We start from the raw sequence: 12,959 nt of genomic DNA on the forward strand, positions 1-12,959 counted from the left end.
ATGAGGACGGCGCGCGGCCATGTTGCAATCGGCGCGCTGTGCGGTTTTCTTGCGTTGTCCGCCTGTGATTCCGGTGCACTGGGCGAGGACGAGAGGGCAAAGATCGCGTCTCTTTCCATGGATGCGCTGGGGCCTCTTCCGCCTTCATCAGGAAATCGGTATGCGGACGACCCGCAGGCTGCGGACTTCGGCCGACGGCTCTTCTTCGATGAAGGGCTCAGCGGGACCGGAAACATCTCGTGTGCCACATGTCATGTTCCCGATCAGCAGTTTCAGGATGCCCGTCCGCGTGGTTTGGGAGCGGATGAAACCGACCGGCGCACCATGCCTCTGGCGGGGGCTGCGTGGAATATCTGGCAATTCTGGGACGGCAGGCGCGACAGCCTCTGGGCGCAGGCGCTCACCCCCCTGGAGGACCAGCGCGAACACGCTGGCAACCGCGCCGCCTATGCCCGTTATGTGGCGGAAACCTATGCGGATACGTATTCGGAAATATTCGGGGCGCTTCCCGATATCTCTGAAATTCCGGAAAACGCCAGCCCGTTTGGTTCGGAGACCGAGCGCGCGCAGTGGTCTGCAATGGAGCTGGAGGAACAGGAACCGGTCAACCGGGTGTTTGCCAATATCGGCAAGGCGATTGAGGCCTTCGAACGCACGCTGATACCCACCGAAACCCGCTTTGACCGTTTTGCGAGGGCCATTGCGGCGGGGAAGGAGCCGACAGGGGACGCAGCCTTCAGCGATCTGGAACTTGAGGGGCTGCGGCTCTTTATCGGCAAGGCAAATTGTCTTGAATGCCACAACGGCCCGCGTTTCACGGACGACCACTTTCACAATACGGGTGTTCCACCTGTCCCGGGACTGCCGGAGGATCTGGGTCGGGCGGTTGGCATCGCCGCAGTGCAAGCCGACCCGTTCAACTGTCTGGGGGGCTACAGCGACGCGGCGCCGGATGCGTGCGATGCTCTGCGTTTCATGAAACGCGACGCGGCCGCGATGGAGCGCGCGTACAAGACACCCTCGCTGCGTGGTGTGGCAGGCCGACCGCCCTATATGCATGCCGGGCAGATCGCTACGCTTGAGGCGGTGATCGACCACTACAGCAGCGCACCCGCCGCGGCCTCGGGGCAGAGCGAAATTCGCGGCGTGGTGTTCACGGACCGCGGGCGGCAGGCGCTGATTGCCTTCCTCAATACGCTGGACACGACGCCCGTTAGCGATCCTTGACCGTTTCCATGGTCACGAAGGTCGAGGTGCGGGCGACGTGGGGCAGGGCGGAGATGCGCTCGCCCAGAACCTTGCGATAGCTCGAAATATCGCGCGTCCGCACCTTGAGCAGATAGTCGAAGCCGGCCGCCGTCATATGACACTGCTCGATCTCAGGTACGGCAAGAACCGCCTTGTTGAAGGCCGCGAGTGCTGATGAACGGGTGTCCTCCAACTCCACCTGGACAAAGGCAATATGGCCTTCGCCGATGCGCGCGCGATCGATAATCGCCGAGTACCCACGAATATAGCCCTCCTTTTCCAGACGGCGCAGCCGCGCCTGAACCGGTGTTTTGGAGAGCCCCACCCGGCGCGCGAGCTCGGAGATCGAGAGCCGCCCGTTCTTGGTGAGGGCATCGAGAATGTTTCGATCGATGCGGTCAACACGTTCTGTTGTCATGTAGAGTGTGGCTCTTTGGAGATCAAAATTTGCGAAAAGATAGTCCAATTGATCTGAGAAGAGCAAGACATTAGGTCGAGCGGCCAGATCCCCTATGTTATGATGGCTTCGCTGCGGCGGCAGGAGCGCCGGGAGCACCAATCCACTATCGAGGACATCATGCAGAAGAATGCGCCGCATAACCTTCGGGAAGAAATCAGGGCTCACTACCTGGTCGATGAAGCGGAGGCGCTGCAGCGGCTGGTCGCTTTGGCAGATCTGACTTGGGAAGACAGAGGCCGGATATCTGCCAACGCAGCCGAATTGGTGCGGGCGGTGCGCGCCTCGAGCGACATGCACATGATGGAGGCCTTTCTCTCCGAATACGGTCTCTCGACGCAGGAAGGCGTGGCGCTGATGTGCCTCGCCGAGGCGCTGCTGCGCGTACCGGACGCAGAGACGATGGACGATTTGATCCGCGACAAGATTGCGCCGCATGACTGGTCCGCACATTCGGGCGAATCCGCTTCGATCTTCGTCAACGCATCCACCTGGGCGCTGATGCTCACGGGGCGTGTTCTGGACGACGAGGGCGATGGTGTGGAAGCGATCCTGCGCGGGCTGGTGCGCCGCATGGGCGAACCCGTGATCCGCACCGCCGTATCGCGCGCCATGCGTGAGATGGGCGAGCAGTTCGTGCTTGGCCGCACCATCGAGGAAGCGATGAAACGCGGACGCTCCATGGTGGAAAAGGGATACACCTATTCCTATGACATGCTGGGCGAGGCAGCCCGCACCGAAGCGGACGCGCTGCGCTATCACAAGGCCTATTCGGATGCCATCGCGGCGCTGAAGCGCCACTCAAACCGGGAAGACATTCGCGAGAATCCGGGCATTTCTGTCAAGCTTTCCGCTCTTCATCCCCGCTATGAAGCAACGCAGAAGGCGCAGATGCTCCCGGTGATGATCGAGCGCCTGAAGAGCCTCGCTTTGGCAGCCCGCGATGCGCGCATGGGCCTCAATATCGACGCAGAGGAGGCGGACCGCCTCGACCTTTCGCTCGACGTGATCGAAGCGGTTCTGGCGGATGAAGAGCTTGCTGGCTGGGACGGGTTCGGTGTGGTGGTGCAGGCATATGGTCCCCGAGCGCCATTCGTGCTCGATTGGCTCTACGAGCTTGCAGAGCGACTTGACCGGCGCATCATGGTGCGCCTTGTGAAGGGTGCTTACTGGGATACGGAAATCAAGCGCGCCCAGGTGATGGGGCTCGAGGGTTTCCCCGTCTTCACCCGCAAGGTCAACACGGATGTGAGCTACATTGCCTGCGCACGCAAACTGCTTGGGATGACGGATCGCATCTACCCGCAATTTGCAACGCACAATGCCCATACGGCGGCAGCCATTCTGGCCATGGCGCCCGACAAGTCGCTTTTTGAATTTCAGCGCCTGCACGGCATGGGCGAAGCGCTGCACGAGACCGTGCGCAAACGGGAAGGAACGCGCTGCCGCATCTATGCGCCGGTGGGCGCTCATCAGGATCTGCTTGCCTATCTGGTGCGGCGGCTTCTGGAGAACGGCGCGAATTCTTCTTTCGTGCACCAGATCGTGGATGAGGATGTGAGCGCGGAAGAAATTGCCGCCGATCCGTTTGCTTCCGTGGAAGAGGCGGCAAGTGCAGCCAATCCGGCCATCGAGCGCCCGTCGGAAATTTTCGGGCCGACAAGAAAAAACGCCAGAGGCTGGGATATCACGGACCCCTTGACCATGCGCGAGCTTGATGCTGCTCGGGCGCCGTTTGCGGCCCCGCATCAATGGGAAGCGCGCTCCATCACCCCTGCCAAGGGAGAGGGAAAAACGCGTAAAGTGGCGAATCCGGCGCGGCTTTCCGAGACTGTGGGCACGGTGCGCGATGCCTCGCAGGAACAGGCAACCGAGGCGGTGACCGTTGCACTGCGGGCGCAGGCCGGCTGGGCGCAAACGCCGGTCTCTGAACGCGGTAGAATTTTGCGTGATGTGGCCGATTTGTACGAAAAGCATGCGGCGGAATTCTTTGCGCTCGCCACGCGCGAGGCCGGGAAGTCGCTTGCCGACGGCATCGCGGAGGTGCGGGAGGCGGTGGATTTTCTGCGCTATTACGCCCGCGAGGCGGCACAGGTGGAGAAAGACACGCAGGCTCGTGGTGTTATCGTCTGCATTTCGCCGTGGAATTTCCCGCTCGCCATCTTCACCGGCCAGATCGCGGCGGCGCTTGTGACGGGCAATGCGGTCATTGCCAAGCCGGCTGAACAGACATCGCTGATCGCGGCCCGCGCCGTTGCAATGATGCATGAGGCGGGCGTGCCGGCCGAGGTGCTGCAACTTCTCATCGGCGATGGTCCGACGGTGGGTGGCCCCCTGACCGCAGATCCGCGCATTGCCGGCGTATGTTTCACCGGTTCGACGGAGGTTGCACGGCTGATCGAGCGGCAGCTTGCCGACAATGCTGGTCCTGAGGCCATGCTGATCGCGGAGACCGGCGGGCTTAACGCGATGATCGTCGATTCCACCGCGCTGCCCGAGCAGGCAGTGCGCGACATAGTCGCCTCCGCCTTCCAGAGTGCCGGTCAGCGCTGCTCGGCCCTGCGCATGCTTTATGTCCAGAAGGACGTGGAACAAAGGGTCCTCGAGATGCTGAAGGGCGCCATGCAGGCGCTCAGCATTGGCGATCCGTGGGAGGTTTCGACCGATGTCGGCCCGGTAATCGATGATGAAGCCTGCGAGACGATCGGCTCTTATGCACAACAGATGTCAGACAAGGGGCGTCTCATTGCAGCGCTCGATGTGCCGGCCGGCGGGCGCTTCGTCGCTCCTTGTGCCTTCAAAGTGTCGGGCATCCAGGAACTGGAGCGTGAAGTCTTCGGGCCGATCCTGCATGTGGCGACGTTTGAGGCAGACGACATCGACAGGGTTATTTCCGATGTAAATGCAAGAGGTTACGGCCTGACGTTTGGGCTTCACACACGCATTGACGCGCGCGCACAGCACGTGATCGACCGCGTGCACGCCGGCAATATCTACGTGAACCGAAATCAGATCGGCGCCGTCGTTGGTTCGCAGCCCTTTGGCGGCGAGGGGCTTTCGGGAACGGGGCCCAAGGCCGGTGGCCCGCACTATCTGCGTCGCTTCCGGCGCGGCGCGGAGATTGCACAGGCAAAGGCCTCAGGGGCCACGCTGGACGCCGATGCTGTGAACCGTCTCTTCCCGGCGATAGACAGAAAATGGACAGCACGAGCGGACAGGTTGCCGGTCCTGCGCAAGTTGCTGCGCGGCAAGGCACAGGTGGCAATGGCGGCCGCTGCGGCACTGGATCAGGGGCCGCTTGATCTGCCGGGGCCGACCGGCGAGGCCAACACGCTGATGTTGACGCCACGAGGGCGCGCGCTCTGTCTCGGTGCAGACGAAGAGGTTCTGCTGGCGCAGGTCGTGCAGGCACTGTCGACCGGAAACACAGTGCTTGCTGTGCACCCGGAAGCAAGACGCATTCTCAAGCCGCTGCTGGGGCAGGGGCTTCCGCTGGAGGCCGCTGACGGCACGGTTTCTCCGGAAGACCTGACGGTTCTTCCCGTTGGTCTGGTGGCTGCCAATGGCGACGCTGAATGGCTCAAGACCCTGCGCCGGGCGCTCGCAGCGCGGGAAGGGGCGATTGTCCCGTTGATCGTGGAACCGATCTACCCGGCAGCCTATGCGCACGAACGCGCAATCTGTGTCGACACGACGGCAGCCGGTGGCAATGCGAGCCTTTTGGCTTCGGTATAGGCTGAAAACTCACAGCGCAGCCCGGCGGCTGCGCGGCCCCCTGTGGGATCAACGGCGAAACGCCAAAGGCACAGTGAAGCCCCAGCTTGAGCGGCCCGCTTCATTCGGTATCCGGGGGAAGGGGGCTGCGCGACGCACCGTGTCGAGGGCGGCCTGATCAAGGATGCTCGAGCCGGAACTGCGGACGATGCGAATGCCGCTCACCGAGCCATTCTGCGCCACGGTGAAGCGCACACGCACCTCACCCTTCAGTCGCTGGCGTTTTGCCTCGCTGGGATAGCGCAGGGAACGGCGCAGCTTCGAGACCACCTTCCCAGGATAGTTGGAGACACGCGCATTGCCGCTCTGCGAAGCACGCGCCACCTGTCGTCCCTTGGAAGCCTTACCAGTGTTCTGCTTTCCCGACGCTGTTCCGCGGCGCGCATCCTGAGTGTCGCGCCCCTTCGAGCCGGCGCTACGCTTTTTGGGCGGTGCCGTTCTGGCTTTGGGTGGCTGCTTCCTCTCGACCTTTGGTTTCGGAGGCGGTGTGTAGGCAGGGCGTGGCGTGGGGATCGGTGCTTCCGACAAAGCTGCAACGACCTGCGCGTTCTCAACCGGTTCAACAGTTTCCGCCGCATCGACCTCTGTTGCTTCAACAACGGGTTGCTCGGCTTCCACGACCTCGGGTGATGCCTGGTCGACGACGGTTTCGACCGTCGCATCCGGAACCACCTCGCTTGCCTTTTCGGGCTGAACCGGCTCTGTCTCCGGGTGCGTTTCCGGCAGGACTTCCTCGGTGGTCTCACCGGCGGCGACCATGTCGGCGAAGGCATTGCCAGCGATCGCAATCTCCGTGGTGCCGCCGCCGGCGATTTCCACATGCGTCGATCGCTGCATCACATAGGCGGCAGCCCCAGCATGCAGGCTTAACGAGACGGCCAGCGCCGCAGCCCATTTCAAAGCCCGTCTGGTCATTCTGCCACACGTTCCGTGATGATGCTGATCTTGCTTGCTCCGGCGGCTTTGAGGGCACCGACGATATCAACGAGCTTGGCGGCCGGCAGGTCACGGTCGGCTGCAACCTTGATTTCGAGCTGCTTCGCAGCGTCTTCACCAAGGGTCTCTGCCCGCGCGAGCATGAAACCCTGCGCATCTGTTGCCGACCCGCGCAGACGCATCTCGCCCTCTTCGGTGACGAACAGCGCATTGGGCGGTTCCGACGGATTGGCCTCGATGGTGGAGATCAGACTGACATCATTGTCGAGTGGCGGGGTCAGCGTGCCGGCAACGAGGAAGAAGATCAGCATCAGGAAGACGATGTTGATCAGGGCGATGGTGCTTTCCCTTTGGCGGGACTGCGTGGGACGGGCAAGGCGGAGCATGGGAGTTACCTCGCGACGGAAAGGTTGAGTTCGGTGTTGCGGCGAATGGCCTCCACCGCCTCAACGAGCTGTTGGGATGTAAGCTCGCCGCGCACCAGGAGAACGGCGGTCTCTGCGCCGGCGTCCTTCAGGCGCGCGAGCTCGGCGATAGCCGCTTCTTCGGTCAGAGCCTGACCGTTGATGCGCCAACCAGCCGGATCATCAATGCGGATCAGTACGTCCGGCGGCTTGCCGCCGGCGGAGGTGGAAGCCGGTCCACCGGAAATCTCGACCCTGGCAAAGCGGGTGAAGGTCGAGGTCAGCATGAAGAAGAGCAGCAGGAGGAAAATCACATCGATCAGCGATGTGAGCGACAGGGGCTTCCTCCTTCTGACTGCAGCCGCGTCAATGCGCATAGCTCTCACCTGTCACAAGCCGTGGCGCGCCGGACTCCGAAGACATTGCCTGTTCTTCCGCTTTCTCGATTGAGGCGTGGGACAGAACGGTTGCCGTCATGGTTTCTATGGCAACACGCTCGTTCTCGATGCGGGTCTCGAACCAGGTAAGAAGAAGCGAAACGGGCATGGCGACGGCCAAGCCGCAGGCCGTGGTCAAGAGTGCCACCCAGATGCCTCCCGCCAGCAGCGACGGATCCACCGAGTTCCCAGCCTCCTGAAGTTTCTGAAAGGCTTCGATCATACCCAGAACCGTGCCGAACAGACCCAGAAGCGGTGCGACCTGGGCAATGGCGTCCAGCGCGCGAAACCCCCGTTGCAGATCATGCAGACGACCAAGCGCCAGACGGCTGACTTCGTCTTCGATCGCGCCCTTGTCAGCCTTCGCAGCAGCAAGCCGCATGGTGGTCGCAAGGGTTTCCTCAAGTGGTGAGCGGGGATTGGCAAGCATGGCACGCGCGTCCGCCTGATTATGATGAAACCAGGCATGGAGCGCGCGATTGGAACGCCCGTGCCGTCCGACCCGTTCGCGTTGAAACTGCATGAATTTCAGAAGGATCAGAGCCACGGCGAAGACCGACAGCACAAGCAGGATTGCAACGACCGGGCCCCCGAGCTGAAGAAAGGAACCTATGGAAGAAATGACGCCGTCGAACATTGTGGCATTCCTGTCGGGTTTGATTTCTGGAGTTTACTTGCCGAAAGTGACTGAGCCGCGGCTGGTGGCTTCCAGCCGCCCGATACAGTCTCCAGGCTCGATTCCATCGCCTTCGCAGGCCGAGGCATCGTTGATGAGAACGCGACCGATCTCGTCGCAATCGGCTTCAGCGAGATCGAAACGGCGCACCTTGGTTTTCTCATTGGGCAGGTCCTGAAAATCGAGGACCAGAAGCCGGTCAACGAGCCCTTCCTTGGTGAAAAGGGCAATCTCATAGGCTGCCTTGGCAATATCCTTGCCCATCGCATTCTCGACCACGAATGCGATGCGGCAGCCCTTGTCGCTTTTCTGAAGAGCATTAAGCTCGAGCTTGATCGAACGGGTGGCCGTTTCCTGCGCTGCACCTGGCAAGGTCAATAGCAGGGTGCCAGCCATCGTCGCCAGAACACGGGCGACGATGGGCACAGAGATCAGAAGCGATAATCGAGACGGCATCTTATCCTCCAAAACGCACGGTTGCACCGAGCTTTACGGTCAGGCCAGGCTGTGCATGCATCCCATCGGAGATATCAGCGATCGGCAGCACGTACCGCTTATCGAAAAGGTTGTCGACGCGGAAATCAAACCGGAGGTTTTCGTTGGGCTGATAGTTGGCGTAGAGATTCACCAGGGTGTAATCCTCCGCGAAGGTCGATCCGCTGGGCGCCTTGTTGAACTCGACTTCGCCACCGAGTGTCAGGCGACGTTCGAGGAAACGCATCCCGCCATCAAGTGTCACGCTGGCTGAAGGTATGGTCGTAAGGTCCGAGCTGATGCCGTCCCGGTCTGTCTGGTGTCCGTCAATGATGGAAATCCCAAGGCCTGCAAAGTAGCGTCCCGCGTCGTAGCGGCTTTCCAGCTCAAACCCCTGAATCTCGGCAGCATAGACGTTTTGATACTGAGCGCACATCGTGTGCCCGAGACTGGCGCATTCACTGCCCGGAATCGCTGGAAAGGTGGGAATTGTGATGTAGTCGTCGATATCATTGTGGAAATACGCTGCCTTGATTCGCAGCGTGTCCTCGGCATTGAAGAGGCCGTCTGCCTTATAGTTCAGTCCAGCTTCCCAGGTCTTGCCGGTTTCGGGTCTCAGATCGGGATTTGGCAGAAACGCGAAGCTGAAACCGGGGAACGAATGCCCACCGGTGATATAGGCTTCCGACGTGTTGGGCGCCCGATAACCTTCCGAGTAGGAACCATAAATCTGAAGGCCGGACAGGAGCCCTTCGTTGAAGGGAGAAACGCCCACGCTGAGCCGAGGTGAGAAACGATCACCTGAACTCTTTTCCGAAGCTTCGAGCTCGTAGGAATCGTATCGCACACCAGCGACAACCTCCAACCAATCATAGGAAAGCTTGTCCTGGACGTAGGCGCCCCATACGCGTCGAGTGCCGGTGGGGTTGTAACTGTCCGATCCCCCGGAAGCTGCGCTGGAGGCAAAATCGTCATAGACCCAATCGCCACCGACGGTCAGTTCATGGGCAATCATTCCCGTGTCGAACCGGGACGTGTTCCAGATGTCGAAACTGGTGGTTCGCAGGTCGTAGCCGGAGGTGCCGGGGCGCGAACCCGTATCCGTCTGGGTCAGATCTATATTGTTTACGGCGGCCTTGACGTTGAGGTTCAACCACTTTTCTTCGGCGTCGGAGATCTTGAATTCTCCTGTGAATGTGTCGCTGTCGAGTTGGTAGTCACGTGTCTCGGTCGAAGACCATTCATCGCGAGATCCGGTCCAGCCCAGGGTCAGCTCGCTATTCTCGGTCGGTCTGACGGTACCCTTCAGGTGACCACTCAGCACATCAAAGCTTGAATTGTCGACGCGCGTGCCATCGCCATCCTTGTAGTCGCCATAGTCGCGCCAGACGATATTGCCGAGAATGGAGGCCGCGTCGTTGAAGCGATAGGCGCCGATCGCGCTGGTGGTCCAGCCCGAGCCGTTCGATTCGTAGCGGCCCGTCAGCGACAGGGCGTAATTCTCGTCATCCCGCAGGAAATCATCGGGCTTCTTGGTCTCAAAATACACGACGCCGCCAATTGCGCCCGATCCGAATGTGTTGGCACTGGGGCCACGAATGACATCCACCTGTTCTACGAGCAGCGGATCGAGCCAGAACATGCGCGACACGTCATGCCCCGCCTTATGGAAATTCTGACGTGCGCCGTCGATGATCACGGAGACGCGGCCGGCATCCTGAAGCCCACGAATGTTGATGTTGCTAACCGCCGGGCGACCATCCGAGTAGACCTTGATCCCCGGGACGCCGAAAAAGATGTCATTGGCATTCGTCGCCATGCGGCGCTCCAGTTCCTCGCCGCTGATCTGGCTTACCGAGGCCATTGTTTCGAGCGCGCTCTCGCCGGTCCGACTCACCACCGTGATACGGTCGAGAAGTGTGACGTCGCCTGAAGGCTCCGACATTACGATTGGCGCTTCCTGCGCCATCGCGGTCATCGATAGCGCCAATGTCGCCATCGAGGTTCCGCACAGCAAACCAAAGGTCGTGTGTCGCGTGTAGTTCCGCATACCCCAAATTCTCCAGCAATCAAACACAGCTATTGGCCGGCTGGCGCTGGCTTGCCGACGATTATCCGGCTAGGAAATTTATCTTGATAATTTCACTCCGGTATTGCGGTGGCTATAAAATATGATAATAAAAGTCAAGAAAGCGAATGACAGAAAACATGCTGTCGATGTGAGCCCAAGCCAGTGACCTGAAAATGGAGGTTCTTTCCAATGAAGACCTATTTGTCGATCGACCCGCGCGGACAGGCAGACATACAGCATCTGGCTGTCAGGCAAGGTGGCGTTACGCCTGATCGAACGATTTCAAGCACGGATCTCTTCGGAGGGCGTCGCGAAATCGGGATTGAGCATCATGGCGCTTATTATCGCCTGAAGATCACCCGTCAGGGAAAGCTGATTCTCAACAAATAGGTTTGCGGAATGAATGTTCATACAGCACGCGCGCCTGAAGCCATCAGGCGCGCCCGTGACGAAAACCCAAAAATGCGCGAGCGCGACCTGGCGGCAATGCTTGGCATTTCGGAAGCAGAATTGCTCGCCGCATTTGTGGGGCATGGCGTGACCCGCATCGAGCCGCGCGTCGCTGATCTTCTTCCGGCGCTTGAAGCCGTGGGTGAGGTCATGGCCCTGACCCGCAATGAAAGCGCCGTCCATGAAAAGGTCGGGGTCTACGAAAAAATTACGGTGGCTGCGCAGCACGCGCTTGTGCTGGGGCGCGATATCGATTTGCGAATCTTTCCCTCTCGCTGGTCATTTGGCTTTGCGGTGGAAAAGCGCGATGGCGATGATGTCCGGCGCAGCCTGCAGTTTTTCGACGAGGCCGGTGATGCCGTGCACAAGGTGCATTTGAGGCCAAAATCGAATCTTTATGCATATCAGAAGCTCGTCGAGGATCTCCTTCATCCCGACCAGCAGGCTCCGCTCGATCTCCAGAGCGAGAAGGCCGACGAGGAAATCGCCACAGACGAACTGCCGGCGGCGAATGTCCTACGCGAGCGCTGGAGTGCGATGACGGACGTGCATCAGCTCTTCAATATTCTGCGCAAGCTGAAGCTGACGCGCCATCAGGCCGTCCACCTGATCGGTGAGGACTACGCCTGGCGATTGCAGGAGGATGCACTGACACAGATGTTGCACCAGGCGGTCCGCGAGACGGTGCCGATCATGTGCTTCGTCGGCAGCAGCGGATGCATCCAGATCCACACCGGCGCCATCGAGACGGTGAAGCCGATGGGGCCGTGGATCAACATTCTGGATCCGGGCTTCAATCTCCATCTGCGAACTGACCACGTGAAGGAATTGTGGGCTGTGCGCAAGCCAACCAAGGATGGCCACGTCACGTCCATGGAGGCTTATGGTGCCGGAGGTCAGTTGATCGCCCAGTTCTTCGGAGAGCGACTGGAGGGGCATGCAGAACGTGCTGACTGGCGTTCCATGGTCGAGGGCTTGCCGAGGCTGGAAAGCCGCCAGGTGGCCTGACGATCTCATCGGAAGGAAGCGCTGAGCGGCGCTCCAGTGCAAAGAAAACAGATCTCTGGATCGTCCGCGCGCCGGGCGATGTCCAAGGATTGAGGGAGATTGTCGGATGACGCGCGAAGCGTTCGGATCGATGACGCGCAGAGGGATGGCGCGATTGTTTATGGGGTTGGTTGCCTCCGTGGGGGTCGGGTGTGGCTCCGTCGCTGCGCAGGAGGCCATTCAACCGTTCCCCGACGCCTCCAGACTGGTGTCGATCGGTGGAGCCATCACCGAGATCATCTACGGTCTTGGCGAAGGAGACAGGCTTGTTGCCCGTGATACAACGAGCACATATCCGCCACAGGCGGAACAATTGCCTGACATTGGTTATATGCGCGCACTGTCGCCCGAGGGGGTGCTCTCTGTCGGGCCAAGCGCAATTCTGGCGATGGAAGGAAGCGGTCCCATCGAGACGATGGATACGCTCAAGGCATCGCGTATCCCGGTCGTTACGGTGCCGGAGGGCTATGATCGTGAGGCGATCCTGCGTAAGATCCGCGTGGTTGGAGCCGCATTAAACGCGGAAGCGAAGGCAGAAAAGCTCGCTCTTCAGGTGGAGGCGGATCTCGATGCCGCCCAAAAGGAAGCGCGTAAGCAAACCGATGGAAAGCGTGTGCTTTTCGTCCTTAGCATGCAGGGTGGCCGGGTCATGGTTGCTGGCAAGAACACCGCTGCTGACGGGATCATAAACATGGCCGGAGCCGAAAACGCCATGGATGGGTTCTCCGGCTATCGCCAGGTTTCAGCCGAAGCGGTGATTTCGGCTGCACCCGATGCGGTCCTGATGATGGCTCGAGGCGGTGCGGATCATCTTACGTCTGAGGATGTTCTTTCTCACCCGGCCATTGCCAGCACGCCGGCCGGCGAGGGTGGGGCACTCATTCGAATGGACGGGTCCTACCTGCTGGGTTTTGGTCCGCGCACAGCACAAGCGGTGCGAGACCTTGCTCACGCCTTGCAGGAAACGGAAACGGTAACCGACTGA

General features: G+C 60.4%; 12 protein-coding genes. 5 read left to right on the forward strand and 7 right to left on the reverse strand.

The window, feature by feature from the left end; all coding sequences use genetic code 11:
• Entirely contained in the window at positions 1-1,227 is a 1,227-nt protein-coding gene (locus tag AC2CHD_RS00935) for a cytochrome-c peroxidase (protein ID WP_484552264.1), read from the forward strand.
• On the opposite strand, the gene AC2CHD_RS00940 is transcribed toward AC2CHD_RS00935, so the two are convergent.
• Positions 1,214-1,666 (reverse strand): Lrp/AsnC family transcriptional regulator, encoded by a 453-nt coding sequence (locus AC2CHD_RS00940; protein WP_484552265.1) that lies wholly within the window; start codon positions 1,664-1,666, stop codon positions 1,214-1,216. The genes AC2CHD_RS00935 and AC2CHD_RS00940 overlap by 14 nt on opposite strands.
• Before the next feature lie 159 nt (positions 1,667-1,825).
• On the opposite strand from AC2CHD_RS00940, the gene putA reads away from it, so the two are divergent.
• Positions 1,826-5,440: a bifunctional proline dehydrogenase/L-glutamate gamma-semialdehyde dehydrogenase PutA gene (putA, locus tag AC2CHD_RS00945; protein WP_484553180.1), complete on the forward strand. Its 3,615-nt coding sequence runs from the start codon at positions 1,826-1,828 to the stop codon at positions 5,438-5,440.
• A gap of 48 nt (positions 5,441-5,488) precedes the next feature.
• Here the strand turns inward: putA and AC2CHD_RS00950 are convergent, their stop codons facing one another.
• From AC2CHD_RS00950 to AC2CHD_RS00975, 6 genes are read right to left on the reverse strand one after another with little or no spacing between them, the layout of a single operon-like run.
• Positions 5,489-6,394 (reverse strand): energy transducer TonB, encoded by a 906-nt coding sequence (locus AC2CHD_RS00950; RefSeq protein ID WP_484552266.1) that lies wholly within the window; start codon positions 6,392-6,394, stop codon positions 5,489-5,491.
• Positions 6,391-6,801, reverse strand: coding sequence for an ExbD/TolR family protein (locus AC2CHD_RS00955; RefSeq protein ID WP_484552267.1), 411 nt, complete (start codon positions 6,799-6,801; stop codon positions 6,391-6,393). The genes AC2CHD_RS00950 and AC2CHD_RS00955 overlap by 4 nt, the downstream gene beginning before the upstream one ends.
• A gap of 5 nt (positions 6,802-6,806) precedes the next feature.
• Positions 6,807-7,196: an ExbD/TolR family protein gene (locus AC2CHD_RS00960; RefSeq protein ID WP_229447026.1), complete on the reverse strand. Its 390-nt coding sequence runs from the start codon at positions 7,194-7,196 to the stop codon at positions 6,807-6,809.
• A complete protein-coding gene (locus tag AC2CHD_RS00965; protein ID WP_484552268.1) occupies positions 7,186-7,893 on the reverse strand; it encodes a MotA/TolQ/ExbB proton channel family protein in 708 nt (235 codons plus the stop codon). The genes AC2CHD_RS00960 and AC2CHD_RS00965 overlap by 11 nt, the downstream gene beginning before the upstream one ends.
• Positions 7,894-7,926: 33 nt before the next feature.
• Positions 7,927-8,388 carry a hypothetical protein gene (locus AC2CHD_RS00970; RefSeq protein ID WP_229447024.1) on the reverse strand — a complete coding sequence of 154 codons (462 nt, stop codon included), beginning with the start codon at positions 8,386-8,388 and terminating at the stop codon, positions 7,927-7,929.
• Position 8,389: 1 nt separating this feature from the next.
• A complete protein-coding gene (locus tag AC2CHD_RS00975; protein WP_484552269.1) occupies positions 8,390-10,456 on the reverse strand; it encodes a TonB-dependent receptor domain-containing protein in 2,067 nt (688 codons plus the stop codon).
• Between the two features lie 210 nt (positions 10,457-10,666).
• On the opposite strand from AC2CHD_RS00975, the gene hemP reads away from it, so the two are divergent.
• From hemP to AC2CHD_RS00990, 3 genes are all read left to right on the forward strand, one after another.
• Positions 10,667-10,867, forward strand: a complete 201-nt coding sequence (gene hemP / locus AC2CHD_RS00980) for a hemin uptake protein HemP (protein WP_007006809.1) — start codon at positions 10,667-10,669, stop codon at positions 10,865-10,867.
• A 9-nt stretch (positions 10,868-10,876) separates the two neighbouring features.
• Positions 10,877-11,935, forward strand: a complete 1,059-nt coding sequence (locus AC2CHD_RS00985; protein ID WP_484552270.1) for a hemin-degrading factor — start codon at positions 10,877-10,879, stop codon at positions 11,933-11,935.
• 106 nt (positions 11,936-12,041) lie between these two features.
• A complete protein-coding gene (locus AC2CHD_RS00990; RefSeq protein ID WP_484552271.1) occupies positions 12,042-12,959 on the forward strand; it encodes a heme/hemin ABC transporter substrate-binding protein in 918 nt (305 codons plus the stop codon).

It is taken from the genome of Nitratireductor sp. ATLC21 (assembly GCF_057196525.1).

Coding starts and splice junctions, on each gene's coding strand:
- AC2CHD_RS00985 (WP_484552270.1), top strand. CDS start 10,877: ATGAATGTTCATACAGCACGCGCGCCTGAAGCCATCAGGCGCGCCCGT.
- AC2CHD_RS00940 (WP_484552265.1), bottom strand. CDS start 1,666: ATGACAACAGAACGTGTTGACCGCATCGATCGAAACATTCTCGATGCC.
- AC2CHD_RS00975 (WP_484552269.1), bottom strand. CDS start 10,456: ATGCGGAACTACACGCGACACACGACCTTTGGTTTGCTGTGCGGAACC.
- putA (WP_484553180.1), top strand. CDS start 1,826: ATGCAGAAGAATGCGCCGCATAACCTTCGGGAAGAAATCAGGGCTCAC.
- AC2CHD_RS00965 (WP_484552268.1), bottom strand. CDS start 7,893: ATGTTCGACGGCGTCATTTCTTCCATAGGTTCCTTTCTTCAGCTCGGG.
- AC2CHD_RS00950 (WP_484552266.1), bottom strand. CDS start 6,394: ATGACCAGACGGGCTTTGAAATGGGCTGCGGCGCTGGCCGTCTCGTTA.
- AC2CHD_RS00970 (WP_229447024.1), bottom strand. CDS start 8,388: ATGCCGTCTCGATTATCGCTTCTGATCTCTGTGCCCATCGTCGCCCGT.
- AC2CHD_RS00990 (WP_484552271.1), top strand. CDS start 12,042: ATGACGCGCGAAGCGTTCGGATCGATGACGCGCAGAGGGATGGCGCGA.
- AC2CHD_RS00935 (WP_484552264.1), top strand. CDS start 1: ATGAGGACGGCGCGCGGCCATGTTGCAATCGGCGCGCTGTGCGGTTTT.
- AC2CHD_RS00960 (WP_229447026.1), bottom strand. CDS start 7,196: ATGCGCATTGACGCGGCTGCAGTCAGAAGGAGGAAGCCCCTGTCGCTC.
- hemP (WP_007006809.1), top strand. CDS start 10,667: ATGAAGACCTATTTGTCGATCGACCCGCGCGGACAGGCAGACATACAG.
- AC2CHD_RS00955 (WP_484552267.1), bottom strand. CDS start 6,801: ATGCTCCGCCTTGCCCGTCCCACGCAGTCCCGCCAAAGGGAAAGCACC.